The following is a 23,309-nucleotide window of genomic DNA, read 5'->3' on the forward strand; positions in this document are numbered from 1 at the left end:
GCGACGTGAGGGGAACGACAGGTGCCATCCCATGCCGCACCGCACCGTGCCGTGCTGCGGGGTGGCTTCCGTTCGCCCCCCCACCGGCCGTTCGATGGCGACGTGAGGGGAACGACAGGTGCCATCCCATGCCGCACCGCACCGTGCCGTGCTGCGGGGTGGCTTCCGTTCGCCCCCCCACCGGCCGTTCGACGGCGACGTGAGGGGAACGACAGGTGCCGTGCCACCCCATGCCGCACCGCACCGTGCCGTGCCGTGCTGCGGGGGGCTTCCGTTCGCGCCCCCCACCGGCAGTCCGACGGCGACGAGAGGGGAGGGGCCGGGGCCGTAGGGGTGGGGTCCGGAACGCTGACGTGTATTTGTGGGCCGAAGTGCTGGGTGACTTGGCGTTTCCGGGTTTGCGGCCCGTAAATATGCGGTGGAGGACCCCACCCCGTAGGACCCGGCCCCGCACCCACAGCACGCCGCACCCATGCCCGTACCTGCACCCGTAGCACCCGCACCCGCCCCGGCACGCCCGTGCTCGTTACAGCCGGTCCAGTACCTGCGCCAGCAGGCTGCCCATCTGGGCCGCCGAGTCGCGGCCGGCCTGGAGGACCTCTTCGTGGTTGAGGGGTTCGCCCGTCATGCCGGCGGCCAGGTTGGTGACGAGGGAGATGCCGAGCACCTCGGCCCCGGCCTCGCGGGCGGCGATCGCTTCGAGGGTGGTGGACATGCCCACCAGGTCGGCCCCGAGGACGCGGGCCATGGTGATCTCGGCCGGAGTCTCGTAGTGCGGGCCGGGGAACTGGGCGTACACGCCTTCCTCAAGGCTGGGGTCGACCTCCTGGCAGAGGGCCCGCAGCCGCGGCGAGTAGAGGTCCGTGAGGTCGACGAAGTTGGCGCCGACGATGGGGGAGGTGGCCGTGAGGTTGAGGTGGTCGCTGATCAGCACCGGCTGACCGGGGCGCATGCCCTCGCGGAGGCCGCCGCAGCCGTTGGTGAGGACGACGGTCTTGCAGCCGGCGGCGACGGCGGTCCGTACGCCGTGCGCGACGGCGGCGACGCCGCGGCCCTCGTAGTAGTGCGTGCGGCCGAGGAAGACGAGGGCCCGCTTGTCCTTGATCCGGTACGAGCGGATCGTGCCGGCGTGGCCCGCGACGGCGGGCGGCGGGAAGCCGGGCAGCTCGGTGACCGGGAACTCGTGCTCGGCGGTGCCGAGCGCGTCGGTCGCGGGTACCCAGCCGGAGCCCATGACCAGGGCCACGTCGTGGGTCTCGGCGCCGGTGAGCTCGCGCAGGCGGGCGGCGGCGGCGTCGGCGGCGGCGTAGGGGTCGCCCTGGATCTCCGGAGTAACTGATGCGTTCACGCGGACGAGGGTATCCGGAAATCTCCTACGCGCGTAGATGTCGCAGGTGACAGACGTGGCACAGGTGGCGGCGGTGGCAGCGTCGGTGACAGCGGGTGGTGCTGGGGCCTTGCTGCCGCGGGCTTGCGGCCCCCGGCTCAGTCCGCGTCCCGTACGAAGATGTCCTTGTCGTTGAAGACCTCGACGATGAAGACCAGCAGCCGCCCCATGCTGACCGTGTACTCCACCAGGATGTTCTGCGTCAGCCGGATGGTCCGGTCGTCGCCGGTGGCGCTTATCGGGCGGGAGAGCGCGGGGAACGGGTCGCGGGCGAGCAGCGAGATGCCCTTGTCGAAGGCGGCGCGCTGCGAGTCGTCGAGGCGGTCGCGGGCCACCCCGGCCTGTTCGGTGAAGTACACCTGGTATGTGGGCATAGTGCCCTCCCCTTCCGGTCCCTGCCGGCCCGTCGTGCGCCGAGTTTACGGCCGTACGCACACCTCAGCAGGGCCGTTTCCGCAGCTCCATCACATAGTCGTGGGGCGCGCCCGCGGACTCGGCGGCGTCGGCTAGCTCACCGAGGTAACGGGCGGAGGGCAGCCCGCCCTCGTACCCGTTGAGCACGTACAGCCAGGCGGCCTCCTCGCCGTCCAGGGTGTGCACGCGCACCCGCATCCGCCGGTAGATGTCGAGGCCGACGCCCTCCCAGCGGTCCATGGACTCCTCGTCCATCGGGGCGATGTCGTACAGCGCGACGAAGACCTGGGACCGGGGCGCTTCGACGATGGTGGCGAGCGCTCCCTCCCAGCCCATCTGCTCGCCGCCGAAGGTCAGCCGCCAGTCGGTCAGCCAGCCTGTGCCGCGGAGCGGCGAGTGCGGTGCGCGGCGGGACATCAGCCGCGCGTCGAGGTTGCCGGCGTACGCGGCGTAGAGCGACATGGTTCTGAGGGTACGGGAGTGGGCCGGAACGGCATTTGTGGCGGCACGCTCAGGTGAGAGCCCGGACGGAGGGCCCCGGGCGGAGACCTCGTGACGGGTGCGGGACAATGGAGTATGTGACTCGGATCGTGATCATTGGTGGCGGACCCGGCGGCTACGAAGCGGCGCTGGTGGGCGCGCAGCTCGGCGCGGAGGTGACCGTCGTCGACTGCGACGGTCTGGGCGGGGCGTCGGTGCTGACCGACTGCGTGCCGTCGAAGACTCTCATCGCGACGGCTGAGGTGATGACGACCTTCGACTCCTCGTACGAGGAGCTCGGGATCATCGTCGCCGACGACACGCCGCCGCTGGAGCAGGTGGCCCGCGTCGTCGGCGTGGACCTGGGCAAGGTGAACCGGCGCGTGAAGCGCCTGGCGCTGGCCCAGTCGCACGACATCACGGCGTCCGTCACGCGTGCGGGCGCACGCGTGCTGCGCGGCCGCGGCAGGCTGGAGCCGGAACGGGCCGCCGACGGCTCGCGGACGGTGACCGTACGGGCCGCGGACGGTTCCGAGGAGACGCTGACGGCGGACTCCGTGCTGATCGCGACGGGCGCGCACCCGCGTGAGATCCCGGACGCGCTGCCGGACGGCGAGCGGATACTCAACTGGACGCAGGTCTACGACCTGGAGGAGCTCCCCGAGGAGCTGATCGTGGTGGGCTCCGGCGTGACGGGCGCGGAGTTCGCCGGCGCGTACCAGGCGCTCGGCTCGAAGGTGACGCTGGTCTCCAGCCGCGACCGGGTGCTGCCGGGCGAGGACCCGGACGCCGCGGCGGTGCTGGAGGACGTGTTCCGCCGGCGCGGAATGAATGTGATGGCGCGCTCCCGCGCACAGTCCGCGAAGCGGGTGGGGGAGCGCGTGGAGGTCACTCTGGCGGACGGCCGGGTGATTTCGGGTACGCACTGCCTGATGGCGGTCGGCTCCATTCCGAATACCGGCGGCATGGGGCTGGAGGAGGCCGGGGTCAGGCTCAAGGAGTCCGGCCACATCTGGACCGACAAGGTGTCGCGGACCAGCGTGCCGGGCGTGTACGCGGCCGGCGACTGCACCGGCGTCTTCGCGCTGGCTTCGGTCGCGGCGATGCAGGGCCGTATCGCCATGTACCACTTCCTGGGCGACGCGGTCACTCCGCTCAATCTCAAGGCTGTATCCGCGAACGTATTTACGGACCCGGAGATTGCGACTGTCGGCTACACGCAGGCGGACGTGGACAACGGGAGGATTGACGCGCGTGTGGTGAAGCTGCCGCTGCTGCGCAATGCCCGCGCGAAGATGCAGGGCATCCGGGACGGATTCGTGAAGCTGTTCTGCCGCCCGGGTACCGGCATCGTGGTCGGCGGCGTGGTGGTCGCGCCGCGGGCCAGCGAGTTGATCCACCCCATCTCGATCGCCGTCGACAACAACCTGACGGTGGAGCAGATCGCCAACGCGTTCACCGTGTACCCGTCGCTGTCCGGCTCGATCGCCGAGGTCGCGCGGCAGTTGCACACCCGTAAGACGCAGAGCGAGGAGTAGGCGGGCGGCGCGGGCGGAAGGGGTGCGCGCCGCGCGGGCCGACTGCGCCGGTGCGCTTCTCTCCTATACCACTCCGGGGTAGCGGCTACGGACAATTTCCGTTAATTGCTGCAAGCTGCTGAAAACAGTTGGTCGTTGGCGTTACTGTCAGTTTCGTGTTCGCAGCAGAACGTCGCCAATTGATCCTCGAAATGGTGCGGGCCAACGGGGCGGTTTCGCTCCGTGAGCTCGCCCGTGTCGTCCAGACCTCCGAAGTGACCGTACGGCGGGACGTACGGGCGTTGGAGGCAGAAGGACTGCTCGACCGCCGGCATGGCGGTGCGGTGCTGCCGGGTGGTTTCACCAGGGAGTCCGGCTTTCCGCAGAAATCCCATCTAGCGACCGCGGAGAAGACGGCCATCGCCGATCTCGCGGCGAGCTTCGTCGAAGAGGGCGAGGCCGTCGTCGTCGGCGCCGGTACGACCACGCAGGAGCTGGCCCGCCGGCTCGCGCGCGTACCCGGCCTGACCGTGGTCACCAACTCCCTTCTCGTCGCCCAGGCGCTGGCCCACGCCAACCGGGTCGAGGTCGTGATGACCGGCGGGACCCTCAGAGGCTCCAACTACGCCCTGGTCGGCAGCGGGGCCGAGCAGTCCCTCCAGGGGCTGCGGGTCTCCCGCGCCTTCCTGTCCGGCAGCGGACTGACCGCCGAGCGCGGCCTGTCCACGTCCAACATGCTCTCCGCGAGCGTCGACCGCGCGCTGGTGCAGGCGGCGGCCGAGGTGGTGGTGCTCGCGGACCATACGAAGCTCGGCACCGACACCATGTTCCAGACGGTTCCCACGGATGTGATCACCCGGCTGGTGACCGACGAGCCGCCCGCGCACGACGAGCGCGCCGCCACGGAGCTCCAGGCGCTGGCGGACCAAGGGGTGCAGATCGCGGTCGCCGGGCCCGGCGCGGGGTCGGGCTCGGGGGGGACGGTCGGCCCCAGCGGCGGCGACTCCGTGCCGCCGGGGCACCGGCCCCGGCGGGACGTAGCTCCCTTGCCGGGCCAGCGCCGCAACCACCCGCCCGGCCCCAGCGGCACACAACTCCGCGCGGCCGCCGCGGTCGGCGACCCGATCCCCGGCAGAGTGGCCGACCTGCGCCGCCGCTAACCGGCCACCGGACCCGTATGCCAGCCTTGCTACGGGCGTACGGGCTCAGGTGCCCCAGCAGATCGTCACTGACCGACACTGACACTGACCGACACCGGCCGACCGCCGGTGAGCCGCTTCGCGGCAGGCGCACAGACCGGCCGACCGCCGGATGCCGCCCGCAGCAGGGGCAGGACCTGCCCCTGAAAGCTGCCCCAAGGGCTGCCCCCAAGGGCGGGCTCCGCGCCCCGCCCGCTCACCCCTCACTCACCGCTGCCGTCTCCGTCGGCGGCTTGGTGCCCGTGATGACCGTGGCGTTGAGTTCGTCGCAGGTGGTCACCTGGGTGATCAGGCCGCTCGCGGCGAAGGCCGAGGCGGCGTGCGCCGCCTGGCGTTCGCTGGTCTCGACGAGCAGGGAGCCGCCGGGTGCCAGCCATCGCGGGGCCGCCGCGGTGACGCGGCGGAGCACGTCGAGGCCGTCCATGCCGCCGTCGAGGGCGACCAGAGGTTCGTGGTCGCGGGCCTCGGGCGGGAGGGTGCCGATGGCTTCGGTGGGTACGTACGGGACGTTGGCGACCAGGATGTCGACGCGCCCGCGCAGGGCGGCCGGCAGCGGCTCGTACAGGTCGCCCTCGTACACCCGGCTGTCACCGCCGTCACTGCCGTCACCACTGTCACCGCCGTGGGAGGCGGCGTTGCGGCGGGCGCAGCGGACCGCCGCGGGGTCGATGTCGGCGGCGTGCAGTTCGGCGCGGCCGAGGGCCGCGCGCAGGGCCAGACCCACCGCGCCCGAGCCGCAGCACAGATCGACGACGACCGGTCCGGTTGAGCGCGCGGGGGCCGCGGCGACGGCCCGTTCGACGAGGAACTCGGTGCGGCGGCGCGGCACGAAGACGCCCGGGTCCACGGCGACGCGCAGGCCGCGGAACTCGGCCCACCCCAGGACGTGTTCGAGGGGCAGGCCGTCGGCCCGCCGACGCACCATGCCGTCGAGTTCGGCGGGCGTACGGGCCTCGGCTATGAGCAGTTCCGCTTCGTCCTCGGCGAAGACGCACCCGGCGGCGCGGAGCGCGGTGACGACGGCGGCCGGGTCAGCGGGACGAGCGGGGTGTGCGGAAAGGGCGGATGATGCGGAAACCGACATGGAAGGGGACCTTTCGGGATGCCTTCGTGGGGCTCCCGTGGTCACCTATGTCCGGTGGACCGTACGGCCGTGCGGAGGGAGCACCCAGCCTGCTGCAGCGGTAATGGGTCTCACCTCCTTGACGTGTTCACTGCCTGAGCCGTCCACATTACCCGACCGGGCCCGCGGCTACCCCCGCTCGGCGCACTCCGTGCCGGGGGCCCGCAGGCCGGTCAGGGTGAGCATCAGCAGCCGGTCGGCCAACTCCGGGTCGTCCGGGGACTGTTCGGTGGCGAGCGCGATGGCGCTGGTCAGCTGCATGAGGTCGGCGATGCCGACGTCGGTGCGTACGGCCCCGGCCTGCTGGGCGCGGGAGAGGAGCGTACGGCCCGCCTCGCGCATCGGCGTGCTGCACCGCGACAGGGCGGACCCCTCGTCGCTCTGCGCGGCGATCAGTTCGCGGGACAGCCCGCGGTACGTGCTCGCGTGCGCGATGATCGCGCGCAGCCACTCCACGAGGGCGCGGCACGGTTCGGGGGCGGCGAGGAGCTCGCGCGAGCGGGCGAGGAGCGCGTCGACCTCGCCCTGGAAGACGGCGCTCATCAGGGCGATGCGATTGGGGAAGTGCCGGTAGAGGGTGCCGATGCCGACGCCCGCGCGGCGCGCGACGTCTTCGAGCGAGGTGTCCGTGCCGTGCTGGGTGAAGGCCGTACGGGCCTCGGCCAGCAGACGCTCGTAGTTGCGCCGCGCGTCCGCGCGCATGGGTCGCTGTGACGTCTGCGCCGTGTCCGTCGCCATTGCGTCATCCTCCCGCTCACCGCGGCCCACCGCCGGTGAGCTCATGACAGCAAGGATGCCACTGGCCGGGGCGGCACGTGACCGCTCCGGAACACCTCGGGCCCCCGCCGATTCACCGGCGGGGGCCCGAGGGAGCGCATCGGGACCGAGGGGTCAGTCCTTGATTTCGCAGATGACCGCGCCGGAGGTGACGGAGCCGCCGACCTCCGCCGTCAGGCCCTTGATCGTGCCGGAGCGGTGGGCGTTGAGGGGCTGCTCCATCTTCATCGCCTCCAGGACGACGATCAGTTCGCCCTCGGCGACCTCCTGGCCCTCCTCCACGGCGACCTTGACGATCGTGCCCTGCATCGGGGAGGCGAGCGCGTCGCCCGAGGCGGCGGAGCCCGCCTTCTTCGCCGCGCGCCGCTTCGGCTTCGCGCCGCCGGCCGCGGCCGTACGCGCCAGGGACATGCCGAGCGAGGACGGGAGGGAGACCTCCAGCCGCTTGCCGCCGACCTCGACGACGACGGTCTCCCGGCCGAGGGCCTCGTCCTCGTCGGCGACCGCGCCCGCGAAGGGCTCGATGGTGTTGGCGAACTCGGTCTCGATCCACCGGGTGTGGACCTCGAACGGACCGTTGGAGCCGCCCAGTTCGGGCGCGAAGGCCGGGTCCTCGACGACCGCGCGGTGGAACGGGATGGCGGTGGCCATGCCCTCGACCGTGAACTCGGCGAGCGCCCGCTTGGCGCGCTGGAGCGCCTGGCCGCGCGTCGCGCCGGTGACGATGAGCTTGGCGAGCAGCGAGTCCCAGGCGGGGCCGATGACCGAACCGGACTCGACGCCCGCGTCCAGGCGCACGCCCGGACCGGTCGGCGCCTCGAACTTGGTCACCGTGCCGGGCGCCGGGAGGAAGCCGCGGCCCGGGTCCTCGCCGTTGATGCGGAACTCGAAGGAGTGACCGCGCAGCGCCGGGTCGTCGTAGCCCAGTTCCTCGCCGTCGGCGATGCGGAACATCTCGCGGACCAGGTCGATGCCGGAGACCTCCTCGGTGACCGGGTGCTCGACCTGGAGGCGGGTGTTGACCTCCAGGAAGGAGATCGTGCCGTCCTGGCCGACGAGGAACTCGACGGTGCCCGCGCCGACGTAGCCGGCCTCCTTGAGGATGGCCTTCGACGCCCGGTACAGCTCGGCGTTCTGCTCGTCGCTCAGGTAGGGCGCGGGGGCCTCCTCCACCAGCTTCTGGTGGCGGCGCTGGAGCGAGCAGTCGCGGGTCGAGACGACCACGACGTTGCCGTGGGTGTCGGCCAGGCACTGCGTCTCCACGTGCCGGGGCCGGTCGAGATAGCGCTCGACGAAGCACTCGCCGCGGCCGAAGGCGGCCACCGCCTCGCGCACCGCGGAGTCGTACAGCTCCGGTACTTCCTCCAGCGTGCGGGCGACCTTCAGGCCGCGGCCGCCGCCGCCGAACGCCGCCTTGATGGCGATCGGCAGGCCGTGCTCCTCGGCGAAGGCGACGACCTCGTCCGACCCGGAGACCGGGTCGGGGGTGCCGGCGACCAGCGGGGCCCCGGCGCGCTGCGCGATGTGACGGGCCGCCACCTTGTCGCCGAGGTCGCGAATGGCCTGTGGCGGGGGGCCGATCCAGGTCAGCCCGGCGTCCAGGACGGCCTGGGCGAACTCCGCGTTCTCGGACAGGAAGCCGTAGCCCGGGTGGACGGCGTCCGCCCCCGACTCGGCAGCGGCGGCGAGCACCTTGGCCATGTCCAGGTAGCTGGCCGCCGGGGTGTCACCGCCCAGCGCGTAGGCCTCGTCGGCCGCGCGGACGTGCAGGGCGTCCCGGTCCGGATCGGCGTAGACGGCTACGCTCGCGATTCCGGCATCCCGGCAGGCACGGGCGACGCGGACAGCGATTTCGCCTCGGTTGGCGATGAGCACCTTGCGCACGATGGCTCCCTCCTTGAAACAAGGTGAGTTTAGGTACTGGCAACACTCTGTGCCGACCCGACTCCCGGGGTGAGCTTGCCCACACGGAGCGTGAGGCGGAAGCCGAATGTGGGCCATGGGGGCCCAACTCCCCTGGTGTCCCACGGTACGCCCGGATCGTTGGAGCGCCGGTCGTGCCGCGATGTGGTCAAGGTCTCCAGCCGCGTGCGGGGTGAGGGGCGCGGATTCTTTGTGGAGACCCTACGAACGGGCGCGGGAAAGTTTGCCCGCCCTTCCGGCCTGTCCACCGCTCGTCACTGCTCGCGTCGGAACCCTTGTCCAGTCGCTTACCCATGAGTAGCGTGCCCGATGTCGAACGTACCGCGGGTAACGCGTATGCGCCGCCCGCGCGACGCAGTACGGGAGGGGCGGTGGGGTGAAGAGCCGAGCGATAGCCGCGACGACGGCCGCGGTGCTGGTGCTGGAGGCGATCGGCATCGCCTTCCTCAACTGGTTCCTCGGCCTGGTCGTCGACAAGCAGGGCATGTCCCTGGCGGGCCTGGACCCGCACGCGATGACGGTCGGCGCGTGGGCCGCGGGCGCCGTCTGCGCCCTCTACCTCCTCCTCTGCGCCTTCGCCCTCGCCCGCACCGCCTGGCGCGACCGCCCGCCCGGCATCTTCCTGCGCATCGTGCTCATCACGTGCGCGGTCGTGCACGCGCTGCTGGGGGCCTTCGCCGTCGGCCTGGTCGGCTGGCCGGCTTTCGCGGCGATGATGGTCGTGCTGGGCCTGATCGTGCTGAGCCTGGTGCTGTACGACCGGGAATCGGACGGCGAACCATCCGACGAGCGCTCGGCAAGAGCAGGAGGCCCACACCCGGCCTGACGGGCCCACCGATCCCGTCGTACGCCCCGAGCGAGACCCGTCAGCCGGGTACGGACGGGAGCCGTACGCCCCCCGAGACCCTTTAGCCGGGTACGGACGGGAGCCGTACGCCCCCCGAGACCCTTTAGCCGGGTACGGACGGGAGTCGTACCCCCCCGAGACCCTTTAGCCGGGTACGGACGGGAGCCGTACGCCCCCCGAGACCCGTCAGCCGGGTACGGACGGGAGTCGTATGTCCCCGAGACCCGTCAGCCGGGTACGGACGGGAGGCGACGGGTTCGCAGGGGCGGGGGTCCGGGACGCTGACGTGTATTTGCGGGCCGGAGTGCCGGGTTCCGTAGAAATGCCGGGTGAGCGGCCCGTAAATATACGGTCCCGGACCCCCGCCCCGGAGAGCCCGGCGCCGCACCCCACGGACTCACACGCCGTGCACGGTAAGCCCCTCCGCCTCCACGGCGGCACGCCGGACCGCCTCCGTCAGCGATTCGCGACGCCGGGTGAACTCGCCCAACGGCAGGGCCGCCGAGATGGCCGTGACCGGCCGACTCCGAGCCCCGCCGCTCGCGCCCGCGGACGCCCGTACCGGCACCGCGACGCACGCCATGCCCGGCTGCGCCTCCTCGATCTCCACGGCGAAGCCGTCCCGGCGCACGCGCCGCAGTTCGAGGTCGAAGCGGTCCGGCGACGTGATCGTGCGCGGCGTCAGCCGCCGCATGCCGCGCGCGGCCAGGTACTGGTGCCGCGCGGCCCGCGGCAGCGCGGAGAGCAGCACCTTGCCGTGGGCGGTGGCGTGCGCGGTCGTCTCCTGGCCCACCGAGAAGACCGCGTCCGTGTCGTGGATCGCGGTCGTCCCGTCCAGCACCGCGATCTCGCCGTCCCGGTACGTGCTGAAGTACGCCTCGGCCCCCGCGGCCCGCCGCACCCGCAGCAGCACCTCGTGCAGCCCGTCGTCGATCCGCATCTGCCGCTGGAAGGCGCGGTGCAGCACCGGGAGCCGGTAGCCGAGCGTGTAGCCGGCGGCGGAACGCGTGAGATGCCCGCGCGCGGTGAGCGAACCGAGCAGCGCGTACACGGTCGACAACCCGCAACCCAGCCGCCGCGCCAGCGCCTTGGCGGTCACCGGCCCGGCCGCCTCGGCGACCGCGTCGAGCAGATCCAACGCCCGGTCCACGGACTGCGGACCGGGGGCTGCGGGCGTGGGCGCGGGCGCGGGCATGGGCGGGCGTGTCCTCCGGGGCGACGAACCGGCCGCCGCTCTCTCCCGGCGGGCCGACCTCCCAGAATCGCATATGCGCAGGGTCCCGGCAGGGGGCCCGACGGTCACGCCCCCCCCGCGACCGCCGGAGGCTACGGCATCCGCGCTACCGCGGTGACCCGTCCCGGCCCCTCTCGTTGACCAAGCATGATCAAGCGCATCGCAACAGCCGTAGTCCTCGCCGCGTCCGCACTTTCGATGGCCCAGGGGGCCGCTTCCGCCGCCCCCTCCGTTCCGGGGCCGGCGGCGCCCATGCCGCCCGTTCCCACTCCTGAGGCTCCGTTGCCGACCGCGCCGATGCCGAAGCCGATGGAGGGGGCCGAGCCGCAGTTCAGCCTCTACCCCGGGGTCACCAACGGGGTCGAGGGCGGGGTCGGCGGCGGGCTGGCCAAGGGAACGGGCCAGGCGACCACGCAGCTGCACCAGGGCGTGGGGAAGCTGAGGGGCGGGCTGGCCGACGGGGTGGGGCAGCTGACCGGGGGACTGTCGCAGGGGGCCGACAAGGCCCTGGGGGAGCTGAGCCGGGCCATGCCCTGAGCGGCGGGTTCGGCGAAGGGCGCGGAAGGTCTCCTTCCGCGCCCTTCGTCATGCCCAGAGGTCTGTGACGCGCACGTCCAGACCGGCCAGCAGTTCGCGCAGCAGCGGGACGCTGAGCCCCAGGACCGTGCCGTGGTTGCCGTCGATGCCCTCGACGAACGGGGCGGCCCGGCCGTCGATCGTGAACGCGCCCGCGACGCGCAGCGGTTCGCCGGTGGCGACGTAGGCGGCGATCTCGTCGTCCGTCGGCTCGCCGAAGCGGACGGTGGTGGACGCCGTCGCCGAGGCGCGGCGGCCGTTCGCCGTGTCGATCACGCAGTGGCCGCTGCGCAGAATCCCGGCGCGGCCGCGCATGGCCTTCCAGCGGGCCGTGGCGTCCTCGGCGTCCGCCGGTTTGCCGTACGCCTGCCCGTCCAGCTCCAGCACCGAGTCGCAGCCCACGACGAGCGCGCCCGCCGCCTCGGCCCGTACGGACACGGCATCGGCCTTCGCCTCGGCGAGCACCCGCGCCAGCTCGGCGGGGCTCTCCGCGCTGATCGCGTCCTCGTCCACGCCGCTGACGATCACGTCCGGCGCGAACCCGGCCTGCCGGAGCAGTCCGAGCCGGGCGGGGGACTGGGAGGCGAGCACGAGACGGCGCGAGGGGCTGAGATCCATACGGGCCATGGTAGGCGGACGCCCCCGGTGCCGGACCCGGTGCCGGACTCCGCGCCGGACTCCGCGCCGGACCCGCCGCCGGACCCGATGCCGGACCCGATGCCGGACCCGATGCCGGAGCTGACGCCGGACCCGTCGCCGCCCGCGCCCCCGCCCGCCGTCGAAGCGGACAACCCGCCGACTACGATCGGGAGTTCACTGTGATCGTGGGGCGGCGCACAGGGGTGGGCGCGGGCCGCGGACCTGGCTGGGGGACTGATCGTGGCGTTACTGCAACTCGCCTGGTGGACCGTGCGGTCCCGCCGTACCGACTTCGCCGGCTCCTTCGTCGCGATGGTCTGCGCCCAGGCGCTGGTGACGGCGTGCGCGGTGCTGCTGGAGTCCGGCGCGCGGGCCGGGGCCGCGGCGGGCGGGCCGGATGTGGTGGCGTTCGCGGTGCCGTTCGGGTTCATCTCGCTGTTCGTGGCGGCGTTCGCGGTGGCGGGGACGTTCTCGCTGTCCGTACAGCAGCGGACGCGGGAGATCGCGCTGCTGCGGGCGATCGCCGCGACCCCGCGCCAGGTGCGCCGGATGGTGGCCTACGAGGCGCTCGTGGTCACCGTGGCGGCGCTGCTTCCGGGCTGCGGGCTGGGGGTGCTGCTGGCCGCGGGGCTGCGGGCGGCGCTCACCGGGCAGGGGCTGTTCTCCCCGGATTTCCGGCTGGACTTCGGGCCCGTGAGCCTGGCCTCGGCGGCGGCCGTCTGCTGGGTGACGGCCGAGGCCGCGGTGTGGAGCAGCGGCCGGCGGGCCGCGCGGGTGCGTGCGATGCGGGCGCTGGGCGAGGCGGCGGCGCCCCGGCGCCGGGCCGGGTGGGTACGTACCGCCGCCGGGCTGCTGGTACTCGGCGGCGGCGTCTGGGGGCTGGAGTCCATCGCGGGCGATCCGGGTTCGAGCTCCGACGTCAACGCGGCGTCCGGCATGGTCATGGTCTTCATGATCGCCATCGCGCTGCTCGCCCCCTGGATCGGCCGCCTGGTCGGTGCGGGCTTCGGCGGGCTGTGCAGACTGCTCTTCTCCGGCGTCGGCTACGTGGCCGGCGCCAACCTCGGCACGGGCCACCGCCGCCTCGCCTCGGCGATCATGCCGCTGGCCCTGACGGTCGCGTTCGCGGCGGTCTCGCTGTTCGTGCCGCAGATGAAGTGGCGCGAACAGCAGCGCCAGGACAGCGGGCGCATGGTCGCCGACCAGATCGTCACCAGCGGCGACGAACTGCCCGCCGACGCCGCCCGCACCGTGCGCCGGGTGCCGGGGGTGGCCGCCGCGGTCGGCACGACCAGCACGTACGCGAAGGTGCTCACCGGTGAGGAGGACGCGCGGCACGGCCCCGGCGGCGTCGCGCAGGCCGTCACCGACGGGCCCCTCGGGCGGGTGCTCGACCTCGGCGCGACCGGCCGGCCCGGGTCCCGCGGAACGGTGGAACTCGGCGCGCACGACGTGGCGTTGAGCGAGCGGCTGGCCCGCGCGGCGGGCGCGCGGACCGGCGACGAGGTGCGCCTCCTCATGGACGACGACCGCGTCGAACGGGTACGGGTCGCCTACCGCTACACGCGCGGCGACGGCTTCGGCGACATCGTGCTCCCGCAACGGATCGCCGCGCGCCACCTCATGGACGGCGAGACCCTCGGGCAGGACACCGTGTACGTACGCTCCGCGCCGGGCCACGAGCGCGCGGTCGCGGACGGGCTCGCCGCGCTCGCCCAAGGGCGGCACGCGGGGTGGCGGGTGCTCGACCACGCCGCGTACGCCGCCGAGGCCCGGCACCGGCAGGACGCGTCGATGACCGTGACGTACCTGCTGCTCGCCGTGATCACCGTCTTCACCTCGATCTCCGTGGTCAACACGCTGGTCATGACGACGATGGAGCGCTCCGGCGAGTTCGCGCTGCTGCGGCTCGTCGGGGCCACCCGCCGGCAGATCGGCCGGATGACGGTCCTGGAGAACGCGGTCACCGTGCTCGCCGCGCTGCTGCTCGGCTCGGCGGTCGCCGGTGCGGTCCTGGCCGGCAGCGCCCGCGCCCTGACCGGCACCGCCCGCCTGGACCTGTCGCCGTCCGTCACCGCGCTCATCGTGGGCGGCGCGGGGGCGCTGGCGCTCGTGACGGGCGTGGTGACGACGCGCATCGCCCTCGCGCAGCGCCCGGCTACGGCGCTCCGCGCGCCGGGGTAGCGCGCCGGGCGCTCTGGCGGGGCGTACGAGACGGGCCGCGACCCCTCCGGAACTGGCCCCGAAACCGGCCCGGAACTGGCCCCGGCTCCCCCGCCAAGGCGGCCCCGAAACCGGCCCCGAAACCGGGTGCCGGGATGGAGCGCGCGGTAGCAGCGCTGGGGCAGATGTCCGTAGGGCCTCGCCCCAGCCGTCCGGACCGGTTCGTCCTCCCGGTCGGCACGCTCGTACGGCATCGGCGCGACCCGCCCAAAAATGTGGGGGAGCGGGCTCCGGGGGCGTGCTGTCCTGGTCTCCGGTACGGCGGCCCTCCGGCCGCAGCTTCCCGTCGGCCGCCGGCCCACCGCCGTCGGCGGAGCCCGAGGAGACCCGCATGCGCGAGCCCCGTTCCGAGCCCGAGCCCGAGTCCTGCGCCGAACTCGCCGAACTCGCCGAACTCGCCGAACTCGCCGAACCCGCCGAACTCGCCGAACTCGCCGACCCCATCGTCATCGACCTCGCCGGCCGCGACATCCACGGCGAAGGGGCCCGGTTGCGGGCCCGCGGCCCCGCGGCGCGCGTGGAACTTCCCGGCGGGGTGCGCGCCTGGTCGGTGACCAGCCCGGACCACCTCAAGCGGCTGCTCACCGACGACCGGGTCTCCAAGGACACCCGGCGGCACTGGGCGGCCTTCGCCGACGGCCGGATCCGGCCCGACTGGCCGCTGTACATCTGGGTGACGACCAACAGCATGGCCACCGGTTACGGGCGCGAGCACGCGCGGCTGCGCCGGCTGGTGGCCTCCTCGTTCACCGCGCGCCGCACCCAGGCGCTGCGGCCCCGTATCGAGGCCGTCGTCGAGGGGCTGCTCGACGACCTCGCGGCCGCCGGTGCGCATGGACGCCCCGTCGACCTGCGGGAACGCTACGCCTACCCCGTACCGCTCCAGGTGATCAACGAGCTGATGGGCGTGCCCGAGCGGCTCCGGCCCGAGCTGCGGCGCACCGTCGACGCCATGTTCGACACCGCCAACTCCCCGGCGGCGGCCGAGGCCAACACTGCGGAACTGCGCGCCGTGCTCGCCGCGCTGGTCGAGGCCAAGCGGGCCGCGCCGTGCGACGACCTGACCAGCGCCCTGATCGCCGCCCGCGACGAGGACGACGGAGGAAGCGGCGGGAGCGGCGGGAGCCAGGGGCTCAGCGAGGCCGAACTCGTCGACACCCTGCTGCTGATGTTCGGCGCCGGGCACGAGCCCACCGTCAACCTCCTCGACAACGCCGTGCACGCCCTGCTCACCCGCCCCCGCCAACTGGCCCTCGTCCGGGCGGGCCGCGCCACATGGCACGACGTCATCGAGGAGACGCTGCGCGCCGAGACGCCCGTGGCCAACATCCTGATGCGCTACGCGATCGAGGACATCCGCCTCGACGGCGGCCCGCTGATCAGCAAGGGCGACGCCATCATCGCCTCGTACGCCGCCGCCGGACGCCACCCGGCGCTGCACGGCGACAGCGCCGACCGCTTCGACGTCACCCGCGCCGACAAGGAGCATCTGGCCTTCGGCCACGGCGTGCACTACTGCATCGGCGCGCCCCTGGCCCGGCTGGAGGCCGCCGTCGCGCTGCCGCTGCTCTTCGGCCGGTTCCCCCGGCTCCGGCCGGCTGTGCCCGCCGCCGAGCTGCGGCCGGTCAGCAGCTTCATCTCGAACGGGCACCGCCGGCTGCCGGTCTTCATTTCTTGAGGAACCGGAATCAGGCCAGGCCGAGGATGAAGAACAGGATCACCATGCCGATGGCCAGCACGATGCCCGCCCGGTGGAGCATCGCCTGCGCTTCGCGCAGCTCCTGGGGCGGTTCTTCGGGCGGGTCGGACCACAGCATGAAATCAATGGTCCGGGGGCCACCGGCGCGGCGCCTGAGTACGCGTACTCAGGCGCCGCAAGCGGAAGGACTATTTCCCCCGGTCTCCCACCACCGGAAAGGTGCCCAGGTGACAGGGGGTACGCGGGTGATTTCGGTGGTGTGTCTCAGCGGTGGGTTCAGACCGGCCAGTACGTCGTGCGCCACGCCGCCGGGCCGGGGTGCGGGAGCCGCCGGCCCGGGACCGTACGGGCCGGGTCGGCCCACGCGTCGCGGCCCTTCCCGTCCGGCGCGGCCTCCGGCGCCGACGCCGCGCGGGCCTGCACCACCGCGAGGGCGGCGGCCAACTCCTCCGGGGTCGGATTGCCCCGTACAACCTTGATCACTGCGGCCTCCTTACGGTGTTACGGCACCGTGTCACAGCACGGTGCGCGCGACTACAGCGGGATGTTGCCGTGCTTCTTCGGCGGCAGCGACTCGCGCTTGTCGCGCAGCGCGCGCAGCCCGCGCACGACGTGCCGACGCGTCTCGGACGGCATGATCACGGCGTCGACGTAACCGCGCTCGGCCGCCACGTACGGGTTGAGGAGCGCGTCCTCGTAGCCCGCGATCAGCTCCTGGCGCACCTCCTCCTGCGCCTCGGGCGTCGGGGCCGCGGCGATCGTGCGGCGGTGCAGGATGTTCACCGCGCCCTGCGCGCCCATGACCGCGATCTGCGCCGTCGGCCAGGCCAGGTTGAGGTCCGCGCCCAGGTGCTTGGAGCCCATGACGTCGTACGCGCCGCCGAACGCCTTCCGCGTGATCACCGTGATCAGCGGGACCGTCGCCTCCGCGTAGGCGTAGATCAGCTTCGCGCCGCGCCGGATGATGCCGCCGTACTCCTGGTCGACGCCGGGCAGGAAGCCGGGCACGTCGACGAAGGTCAGCACCGGCACGTTGAAGGCGTCGCAAGTGCGCACGAAGCGCGCGGCCTTCTCCGAGGCGTCGATGTCCAGACAGCCCGCGAACTGCATCGGCTGGTTGGCGACGATGCCCACCGGGTGGCCCTCGACGCGGCCGAAGCCGGTGACGATGTTCGGCGCGAAGAGCGCCTGCGTCTCCAGGAACTCGCCCTCGTCCAGCACGTGCTCGATGGCGGTGTGCATGTCGTACGGCTGGTTCGCGGAGTCCGGGATGAGGACGTCCAGCTCGCGGTCCTCGTCCGAGGTCTCCAGGTCCGCCTCCTCGGGGAAGGCGGGCGGCGCGGACAGGTTGTTGGAGGGCAGGTAGGACAGCAGCGCCTTGACGTAGTCGATGGCGTCCTTCTCGTCGCCCGCCATGTGGTGCGCCACGCCCGAGGTCGTGTTGTGCGTACGCGCGCCGCCGAGCTGCTCGAAGGCGACGTCCTCGCCGGTGACCGTCTTGATGACGTCCGGGCCGGTGATGAACATGTGCGAGGTCTGGTCGACCATCACCGTGAAGTCGGTGATCGCGGGGGAGTAGACCGCGCCGCCCGCGCAGGGCCCCACGATCAGGCTGATCTGCGGGATCACGCCGGAGCCGTGCACATTGCGGCGGAAGATCTCGGCGAACAGGCCCAGCGCCGCGACGCCCTCCTGGATGCGGGCGCCGCCGCCGTCGTTGATGCCGACGATGGGGCAGCCGGTCTTCAGCGCGAAGTCCATGACCTTGACGATCTTCTCGCCGTAGACCTCGCCGAGCGAGCCGCCGAAGATGGTGAAGTCCTGCGAGTAGACGCAGACCGTACGGCCGTCGACGGTGCCGTAGCCGGTGACGACGCCGTCCCCGTACGGGCGGTTCTTCTCGATGCCGAAGTTGGTCGAGCGGTGCCGCGCGAACTCGTCCAGCTCGATGAACGACCCCTCGTCCAGGAGCAGGTCGATGCGCTCGCGCGCCGTCAGCTTGCCCTTCGCGTGCTGCTTCTCCACCGCGCGCGCGGAGCCCGCGTGCGTCGCCTCATCGATGCGGCGACGCAGATCCGCCAGCTTCCCGGCGGTGGTGTGACTGGTTGCGTCCGGTGTGGCGTGTTGCGGCTCGGACATCGCGATGCGGCTCCTGCTCGTCCTGGATGGCTGACTCGGACTTTCCGGTGCAATTCGGAGGTTCGGGGGACTGTCGGGGGCTCTCGGGGGCCGGAAAAGGCCGGTCGGGACCCTTCTGGCTACCGGTTCGTAGCGTATCCGCGTGGCTGCGCCGTGGCAGTGCGTCGTTGGCCACACCGTCCCCTCCTAGGCTGGCCTTCATGACGCCCTCCGACGCCTCTGATCCCTCCGACGCCTCTGATCCCTCCGGCTCCGCGGATTCCCCGGGCCCCTCCTCCGGCCCTTCCGGCAGCCGTTGGTCCGACCTCGACCGGCCGCCGCTGAACGCCGCGGCCCTGCGGCGCGCCCTCGTACGGCCCGGCGCGCTGTGGACCTCCATCGATGTGGTGCCCGTGACCGGCTCCACCAACACGGACCTGGCCACGCTCGCCGGAGAGGGCGCGGGTCTCGCCCCCGGCGCCGTACTCGTCGCCGAGGAGCAGTCGGCCGGACGCGGGCGGCTCGACCGGCGCTGGTCCGCCCCCGCCCGCTCCGGGATCTTCTTCTCGGTGTACCTGGAACCGGGCGACGAGGTGCCGATGGAGCGGTGGGGGTGGCTGCCGCTGCTCGCTGGGGTGGCGACCGCCACCGCGCTGTCCCGCGCGGCGGGCGTGGACATGGCCCTGAAGTGGCCGAACGACCTGCTGGTGACGGTCCCGGAGAGTTCCGGAGAGGCCGGTGCCGTCCCCGCCGAGCGCAAGACCGGCGGGATTCTCGCCGAACGGGCCGGGGCCGGGGTGGTGCTGGGCATCGGCCTCAACGTCTCGCTGCGCGCGGACGAGCTGCCGGTGCCGACGGCCGGCTCGCTGCTGCTGGCGGGCGCGCCGGTGACGGACCGCGATCCGCTGCTGAGGGCCGTACTGAGGTCGCTGGAGGAGTGGTACGGGCAGTGGCGGGCGACCGGCGGCGATCCGGGGGCCTGCCGGTTGCAGGAGGCGTACACGGCGGGGTGCGCCACGCTCGGCCGGACCGTACGGGCGGAGCTGCCGGGCGACCGCGAACTCGTCGGCGAGGCCGTCGCGATCGACGGGGACGGGCGGCTGGTGCTCGCGACGGCGGAGGGGATGCAGGAGCCGGTGGGGGCGGGGGACATCGTGCATCTGCGGGCGGCGAGCGGCTGAGGGGAACGGCGGGCGGCTGGCGGCTGAGGAACGGCGGACGGCGGGCGGCTGAGGGACGGAGGACAGCGGCCCGTACGGACCCTCGCGCGGCCCTGCGATCCCGTACCCGGCCGTCACCCGGCCCTCCCCGGCTGTCACCCGGCCCTCCCCGGCCCTCCCCCGCCCCCAGCCATGCCGCGACCGCCGGTACGCCTGTATCTCCTGTATCTGACGAGGTGACCGGGGTGGAAGAGACCGAAGGGGCATCAGGGCGCGCGGAGTCCGGAGAGTGAGCTACGGCACACCTGTCGTATCGTTGAGGCGTCCCGTCGCGGTCCCGAGGGGGACCGCGGAGCAGTGCGCGGGACACCGCGGTACAGGCACGGAGCACGGGCGAACAGTGATCGGCAGGGCAGTGCGCACGGATCGGACAGGGGGCGGGCGGTGACCGTCGACGACGCGGATGGCGCCGCCGCCGAGGGGGACGACGACCCTCTTGCCCTGCGCCTGGAACAGCTGATCCTCGGCGCGGAGCGGCGCTACACCCCCTTCCAGGCGGCCCGCGCGGCCGGCGTCTCCATGGAGCTGGCCTCCCGCTTCTGGCGCGCCATGGGCTTCGCCGACATCGGCCAGGCCAAGGCGCTCACCGAGGCGGACGTCCTGGCGCTGCGACGGCTCGCGGGCCTGGTGGAGGCCGGGCTGCTCAGCGAGCCCATGGCCGTACAGGTCGCCCGGTCCACCGGGCAGACGACGGCCCGGCTGGCGGACTGGCAGATCGACTCCTTCCTGGAGGGCCTGACGGAGCCCCAGGAACCGGGCATGACGCGTACGGAGATGACGTACCCGCTCATCGAGCTGCTCCTCCCGGAGCTAGAGGAATTCCTCGTCTATGTGTGGCGGCGGCAGTTGGCCGCCGCCACCGGCCGTGTGGTGCAGGCGCAGGACGACGCGGAAATGGTCGATCGGCGGTTGGCGGTCGGCTTCGCGGACCTCGTCGGCTTCACCCGGCTGACCCGGCGGCTGGAGGAAGAGGAACTCGGCGAACTGGTCGAAGCCTTCGAGACCACGGCCGCCGACCTCGTCGCCGCCCACGGCGGCCGGCTCATCAAGACCCTCGGCGACGAGGTGCTCTACTCGGCCGACGACGCCGGCATCGCCGCCGAGATCGGCCTGCGCCTCATCGAGACCATGACCAACGACGACACCATGCCGGAGCTCCGCGTCGGCATCGCCTTCGGCACGGTCACGACCCGCATGGGCGACGTCTTCGGCACGACCGTGAACCTGGCGAGCCGGCTCACGTCGATAGCTCCCAAGGACGCGGTCCTGGTCGACGGCGCCTTCGCCGAGGAACTCTCCCGGACCGGCGACGCCCCCATCTCCGAAGCGGAAGAAGCCCTGGCCGCCAAGGAACGCGACGGCGCCGACCCCGGCTACCGCTTCGCCCTCCAGCCGATGTGGCAACGCCCGGTACGAGGGCTGGGCGTGGTGGAACCGTGGCTGCTGAGCAGGAGGGGCTGATCCCCTGGGACGGGATGGGCGGCCCATTCAGCCCGTCCGGCGTTTGAGGACTGAGGCCCGGGAGGGGAAGGCCGGCCCATCCAGCCCGTCCGGCGATTGAGGACCGGAGTTCGGGGCGGAGCCCCGAGGGGAGCATCGCGACACCGTCCAGGACGGTAAGGCCGGCCCGATCCAGCCCGTCCGGCGTTTGAGGACTGAGGCCCAGGACTGTAAGGCCAGCCCGATCCAGCCCGTCCGGCGTTTGAGGACCGGGGTCCGGGGCGGAGCCCCGAGGGGGAGGCTGGCGGCGACGCCGCCAAGGCGGCAGCCGGCGGCCCATGGCCACAACCCCGCACCCCCTGCGATGATCCGCCCATACGTTTACGGCCGTTAACACCCGAAGGGCACTGGCATGAATGAGCAGCGCTACGGCGATTGGATCGCCATCCGCCGCCACGGGCACGTCGCCGAACTCGTCCTCGACCGCCCCAAGGCCATGAACGCCATCTCCACCGAGATGGCCCGCTGCATCACCCAGGCCACCGACGCCCTCGCCGCCGACCAGGACGTACGGGCCGTCGTGGTGGCCTCCACGCACGAGCGCGCGTTCTGCGTGGGCGCGGACCTCAAGGAGCGCAACGCGCTCACGGACGCGGAGCTCGGCCGGCACCGGCCGGTGGCACGCGCCGCGTACACGGGAGTGCTGGAGCTGCCGATGCCGACCGTGGCCGCGGTGCACGGTTTCGCCCTCGGCGGCGGGTTCGAGCTGGCGCTGTCGTGTGATGTGATCGTGGCCGACGCGAGCGCCGTGGTGGGGCTGCCGGAGGTGTCCGTGGGTGTGATTCCGGGCGGCGGGGGTACTCAGTTGCTGCCGAGGCGGGTGGGCGCGGCGCGCGCCGCCGAACTGATCTTCTCGGCGCGCAGGGTCCCGGCGGAGGAGGCCCTGGACCTCGGTCTCGTGGACGATCTCGTCGCGGACGGCGAGGCCCGCGAGGCGGGGCTCGCGCTCGGGGAGCGGATCGCCCGCAATTCGCCGGTCGGCCTGCGGGCCGCGAAGCGCGCGCTGCGCCTCGGCCACGGACTGGACCTGCGGACCGGCCTGGAGGTCGAGGACGCCGCCTGGCGCACGGTGGCGTTCTCGGGGGACCGGACGGAGGGCGTGGCGGCCTTCAACGAGAAGCGGTCGCCCGAGTGGCCCGGCGCCTGATCGCCAAAATCCGTTAAACGCCAACAAAACCGACCAAACCCCCGTAAAGCGGATTGGTGGCGGCATTCTTACGCTGGGTGCAGAGCGTGCACACGGTTACGGAATGTGAGGCGAGCGTGACGGGCGACGGGGACGGCGACGGAGGCGGTGCGCGGCTGCGGGCCGTGGTGGCGTTGGCGCAGGCCATGGCGGCGGCGCACACTCCGCGCGATTCGGTGCGCGCGGCGGCCGGCGGGGCGCGGCGCGCACTGGGCGGCTCGTTCGCGGCCGTGTCGGTGTGGGAGCGGGACCGGGGGCGGCTGCGGGTGCTCGTGAACGACGGGGAGCGGGCCGAGGGGGAGGAGGAGTTCCCGGCGGAGGAGTCGTACCCCGTGCACGACTTCCCGGAGGTCGCGGAGTTCCTGCACGAGCAGTGGGTGAGCGGCGGTGAGCCGCACGCCTGGGTGGAGTCGGCGGAGGGCGGCGCGGCGCGCCCCGGCCCGTACCGCCATCACCGGGCGGACGCCCTGCGGCGGCGGGGGCGCGGCTGCTGCGTGGTCGCGCCGATCGTGCTGCACGGGCGGGCCTGGGGCGAGCTGTATGTGGCGCGGGCGGTGGGCGAGCCGGTCTTCGACGGGCGGGACGCGGACTTCGCGACCGTGCTGGCGGCGGTCGCGGCGGCCGGGATCGCGCAGACCGAGCGGTTGGAGGAGGTGCGCAAGCTGGCCTTCGAGGACCCGCTGACGGGGCTCGCCAACCGGCGCGCGGTGGACGCGCGGCTGGACGAGGCCGTGGAGCTGCACCGCGACACCGGCGCGGTGGTGAGCCTGCTGGTCTGCGATCTGAACGGGCTGAAGCGGGTCAACGACACGCTGGGGCACGCGGTGGGCGACAGCCTGCTGGAACGTTTCAGCTCGGTGCTCTCCCTGTGCGGGGCGATGCTGCCGGACGCGTTGGCGGCGCGGCTGGGCGGGGACGAGTTCTGCCTGCTGTCGGTGGGGCCGACGGCGGACGAGGTGGTGCGGGTGGCCGATGAGCTGTGCCGCCGCGCGGGCGACCTGGAGCTGGGCCAGGGCGTCGCGTGCGGGGTCGCCTCCACCGGGGACCCGATCGGGCCCGTACGGTCGGCGCGCCGGCTGTTCCGGCTGGCGGACGCGGCGCAGTACCGGGCGAAGGCCGCGCGGTCCGAGAAGCCGGTGGTGGCAGGGCGCGAGGGGGGCGCGGACGACCCGGTGGTGCGGCTCGCCGACACCCCGCGCGAGGGCGCTCCCGCCGAGCGCCGCCGCTTCCGGGGGCGCCGCCCCTGA

22 protein-coding genes are annotated in these 23,309 nt (G+C 73.0%); 11 read left to right on the top strand and 11 right to left on the bottom strand.

All coding sequences use genetic code 11. The annotated features are described in order from the left end of the window. Positions 1-526 precede the first annotated feature (526 nt). From AB0I49_RS35055 to AB0I49_RS35065, 3 genes are all read right to left on the bottom strand, one after another. Complete coding sequence (locus tag AB0I49_RS35055) at positions 527-1,348, bottom strand: purine-nucleoside phosphorylase (protein ID WP_363231256.1); 822 nt, start codon at positions 1,346-1,348, stop codon at positions 527-529. A 137-nt stretch (positions 1,349-1,485) separates the two neighbouring features. Further along, positions 1,486-1,761 carry a hypothetical protein gene (locus AB0I49_RS35060; protein WP_363231257.1) on the bottom strand — a complete coding sequence of 92 codons (276 nt, stop codon included), beginning with the start codon at positions 1,759-1,761 and terminating at the stop codon, positions 1,486-1,488. A 64-nt stretch (positions 1,762-1,825) separates the two neighbouring features. Next, a complete protein-coding gene (locus AB0I49_RS35065) occupies positions 1,826-2,263 on the bottom strand; it encodes a gamma-glutamylcyclotransferase (RefSeq protein ID WP_030893269.1) in 438 nt (145 codons plus the stop codon). 107 nt (positions 2,264-2,370) lie between these two features. On the opposite strand from AB0I49_RS35065, the gene AB0I49_RS35070 reads away from it, so the two are divergent. Together AB0I49_RS35070 and AB0I49_RS35075 are read left to right on the top strand one after the other, a co-directional pair. Next, entirely contained in the window at positions 2,371-3,819 is a 1,449-nt protein-coding gene (locus tag AB0I49_RS35070) for an NAD(P)H-quinone dehydrogenase (RefSeq protein ID WP_363231258.1), read from the top strand. 155 nt (positions 3,820-3,974) lie between these two features. Next, positions 3,975-4,958 (top strand): DeoR/GlpR family DNA-binding transcription regulator, encoded by a 984-nt coding sequence (locus AB0I49_RS35075; protein ID WP_363231259.1) that lies wholly within the window; start codon positions 3,975-3,977, stop codon positions 4,956-4,958. Between the two features lie 235 nt (positions 4,959-5,193). Here AB0I49_RS35075 and AB0I49_RS35080 read toward each other — a convergent pair whose 3' ends face one another. The 3 genes from AB0I49_RS35080 to AB0I49_RS35090 form a co-directional block, all read right to left on the bottom strand. Next, entirely contained in the window at positions 5,194-6,081 is an 888-nt protein-coding gene (locus AB0I49_RS35080; RefSeq protein WP_363231260.1) for a putative protein N(5)-glutamine methyltransferase, read from the bottom strand. 168 nt (positions 6,082-6,249) lie between these two features. Continuing rightward, positions 6,250-6,858 carry a helix-turn-helix domain-containing protein gene (locus AB0I49_RS35085; RefSeq protein WP_363231261.1) on the bottom strand — a complete coding sequence of 203 codons (609 nt, stop codon included), beginning with the start codon at positions 6,856-6,858 and terminating at the stop codon, positions 6,250-6,252. A 153-nt stretch (positions 6,859-7,011) separates the two neighbouring features. Further along, positions 7,012-8,781: a biotin carboxylase N-terminal domain-containing protein gene (locus AB0I49_RS35090; RefSeq protein ID WP_363231262.1), complete on the bottom strand. Its 1,770-nt coding sequence runs from the start codon at positions 8,779-8,781 to the stop codon at positions 7,012-7,014. A gap of 415 nt (positions 8,782-9,196) precedes the next feature. Between AB0I49_RS35090 and AB0I49_RS35095 the strand changes: the two genes are divergently transcribed. Further along, positions 9,197-9,646 (top strand): hypothetical protein, encoded by a 450-nt coding sequence (locus AB0I49_RS35095; protein ID WP_363231263.1) that lies wholly within the window; start codon positions 9,197-9,199, stop codon positions 9,644-9,646. Positions 9,647-10,064: 418 nt separating this feature from the next. Here the strand turns inward: AB0I49_RS35095 and AB0I49_RS35100 are convergent, their stop codons facing one another. Continuing rightward, positions 10,065-10,862 (bottom strand): IclR family transcriptional regulator, encoded by a 798-nt coding sequence (locus AB0I49_RS35100; RefSeq protein WP_363231264.1) that lies wholly within the window; start codon positions 10,860-10,862, stop codon positions 10,065-10,067. Between the two features lie 336 nt (positions 10,863-11,198). Between AB0I49_RS35100 and AB0I49_RS35105 the strand changes: the two genes are divergently transcribed. Continuing rightward, entirely contained in the window at positions 11,199-11,438 is a 240-nt protein-coding gene (locus tag AB0I49_RS35105; RefSeq protein WP_363231265.1) for a hypothetical protein, read from the top strand. A gap of 48 nt (positions 11,439-11,486) precedes the next feature. Here the strand turns inward: AB0I49_RS35105 and AB0I49_RS35110 are convergent, their stop codons facing one another. Further along, positions 11,487-12,104, bottom strand: coding sequence for a nucleoside triphosphate pyrophosphatase (locus tag AB0I49_RS35110; protein WP_363231266.1), 618 nt, complete (start codon positions 12,102-12,104; stop codon positions 11,487-11,489). A gap of 18 nt (positions 12,105-12,122) precedes the next feature. Here AB0I49_RS35110 and AB0I49_RS35115 point away from each other — a divergent pair, with 18 nt between their 5' ends. From AB0I49_RS35115 to AB0I49_RS35125, 3 genes are all read left to right on the top strand, one after another. Next, positions 12,123-12,299 (top strand): hypothetical protein, encoded by a 177-nt coding sequence (locus AB0I49_RS35115; RefSeq protein WP_363231267.1) that lies wholly within the window; start codon positions 12,123-12,125, stop codon positions 12,297-12,299. Between the two features lie 57 nt (positions 12,300-12,356). Beyond that, positions 12,357-14,300, top strand: coding sequence for an FtsX-like permease family protein (locus AB0I49_RS35120; protein WP_363231268.1), 1,944 nt, complete (start codon positions 12,357-12,359; stop codon positions 14,298-14,300). A gap of 370 nt (positions 14,301-14,670) precedes the next feature. After that, entirely contained in the window at positions 14,671-16,017 is a 1,347-nt protein-coding gene (locus AB0I49_RS35125) for a cytochrome P450 (protein ID WP_363231269.1), read from the top strand. A 10-nt stretch (positions 16,018-16,027) separates the two neighbouring features. Here the strand turns inward: AB0I49_RS35125 and AB0I49_RS35130 are convergent, their stop codons facing one another. The 3 genes from AB0I49_RS35130 to AB0I49_RS35140 form a co-directional block, all read right to left on the bottom strand. Further along, on the bottom strand, positions 16,028-16,156 hold the full coding sequence (locus tag AB0I49_RS35130; RefSeq protein WP_363231270.1) for a hypothetical protein: 129 nt from the start codon (positions 16,154-16,156) through the stop codon (positions 16,028-16,030). A gap of 158 nt (positions 16,157-16,314) precedes the next feature. Beyond that, positions 16,315-16,521 carry an acyl-CoA carboxylase subunit epsilon gene (locus AB0I49_RS35135; RefSeq protein ID WP_363231271.1) on the bottom strand — a complete coding sequence of 69 codons (207 nt, stop codon included), beginning with the start codon at positions 16,519-16,521 and terminating at the stop codon, positions 16,315-16,317. A 51-nt stretch (positions 16,522-16,572) separates the two neighbouring features. After that, on the bottom strand, positions 16,573-18,177 hold the full coding sequence (locus AB0I49_RS35140; RefSeq protein WP_363231272.1) for an acyl-CoA carboxylase subunit beta: 1,605 nt from the start codon (positions 18,175-18,177) through the stop codon (positions 16,573-16,575). Between the two features lie 200 nt (positions 18,178-18,377). On the opposite strand from AB0I49_RS35140, the gene AB0I49_RS35145 reads away from it, so the two are divergent. The 4 genes from AB0I49_RS35145 to AB0I49_RS35160 all read left to right on the top strand — a co-directional run bounded on the left by AB0I49_RS35145 (position 18,378) and on the right by AB0I49_RS35160 (position 23,309). Then, positions 18,378-19,337, top strand: coding sequence for a biotin--[acetyl-CoA-carboxylase] ligase (locus tag AB0I49_RS35145; protein WP_363231273.1), 960 nt, complete (start codon positions 18,378-18,380; stop codon positions 19,335-19,337). Between the two features lie 423 nt (positions 19,338-19,760). Continuing rightward, positions 19,761-20,837 carry an adenylate/guanylate cyclase domain-containing protein gene (locus AB0I49_RS35150; RefSeq protein WP_363231274.1) on the top strand — a complete coding sequence of 359 codons (1,077 nt, stop codon included), beginning with the start codon at positions 19,761-19,763 and terminating at the stop codon, positions 20,835-20,837. A 391-nt stretch (positions 20,838-21,228) separates the two neighbouring features. Next, positions 21,229-22,023 (top strand): enoyl-CoA hydratase-related protein, encoded by a 795-nt coding sequence (locus tag AB0I49_RS35155; RefSeq protein WP_363231275.1) that lies wholly within the window; start codon positions 21,229-21,231, stop codon positions 22,021-22,023. A gap of 185 nt (positions 22,024-22,208) precedes the next feature. After that, positions 22,209-23,309 carry a GGDEF domain-containing protein gene (locus tag AB0I49_RS35160; RefSeq protein WP_363231307.1) on the top strand — a complete coding sequence of 367 codons (1,101 nt, stop codon included), beginning with the start codon at positions 22,209-22,211 and terminating at the stop codon, positions 23,307-23,309.

Source organism: Streptomyces sp. NPDC050617, assembly GCF_040654795.1.
GTDB lineage: Bacteria > Actinomycetota > Actinomycetes > Streptomycetales > Streptomycetaceae > Streptomyces.

Coding starts and splice junctions, on each gene's coding strand:
- AB0I49_RS35065 (WP_030893269.1), bottom strand. CDS start 2,263: ATGTCGCTCTACGCCGCGTACGCCGGCAACCTCGACGCGCGGCTGATG.
- AB0I49_RS35100 (WP_363231264.1), bottom strand. CDS start 10,862: ATGCCCGCGCCCGCGCCCACGCCCGCAGCCCCCGGTCCGCAGTCCGTG.
- AB0I49_RS35110 (WP_363231266.1), bottom strand. CDS start 12,104: ATGGCCCGTATGGATCTCAGCCCCTCGCGCCGTCTCGTGCTCGCCTCC.
- AB0I49_RS35145 (WP_363231273.1), top strand. CDS start 18,378: ATGACGCCCTCCGACGCCTCTGATCCCTCCGACGCCTCTGATCCCTCC.
- AB0I49_RS35140 (WP_363231272.1), bottom strand. CDS start 18,177: ATGTCCGAGCCGCAACACGCCACACCGGACGCAACCAGTCACACCACC.
- AB0I49_RS35130 (WP_363231270.1), bottom strand. CDS start 16,156: ATGCTGTGGTCCGACCCGCCCGAAGAACCGCCCCAGGAGCTGCGCGAA.
- AB0I49_RS35105 (WP_363231265.1), top strand. CDS start 11,199: ATGCCGAAGCCGATGGAGGGGGCCGAGCCGCAGTTCAGCCTCTACCCC.
- AB0I49_RS35125 (WP_363231269.1), top strand. CDS start 14,671: ATGCGCGAGCCCCGTTCCGAGCCCGAGCCCGAGTCCTGCGCCGAACTC.
- AB0I49_RS35080 (WP_363231260.1), bottom strand. CDS start 6,081: ATGTCGGTTTCCGCATCATCCGCCCTTTCCGCACACCCCGCTCGTCCC.
- AB0I49_RS35155 (WP_363231275.1), top strand. CDS start 21,229: ATGAATGAGCAGCGCTACGGCGATTGGATCGCCATCCGCCGCCACGGG.
- AB0I49_RS35070 (WP_363231258.1), top strand. CDS start 2,371: ATGGAGTATGTGACTCGGATCGTGATCATTGGTGGCGGACCCGGCGGC.
- AB0I49_RS35060 (WP_363231257.1), bottom strand. CDS start 1,761: ATGCCCACATACCAGGTGTACTTCACCGAACAGGCCGGGGTGGCCCGC.
- AB0I49_RS35085 (WP_363231261.1), bottom strand. CDS start 6,858: ATGGCGACGGACACGGCGCAGACGTCACAGCGACCCATGCGCGCGGAC.
- AB0I49_RS35160 (WP_363231307.1), top strand. CDS start 22,209: ATGGCGGCGGCGCACACTCCGCGCGATTCGGTGCGCGCGGCGGCCGGC.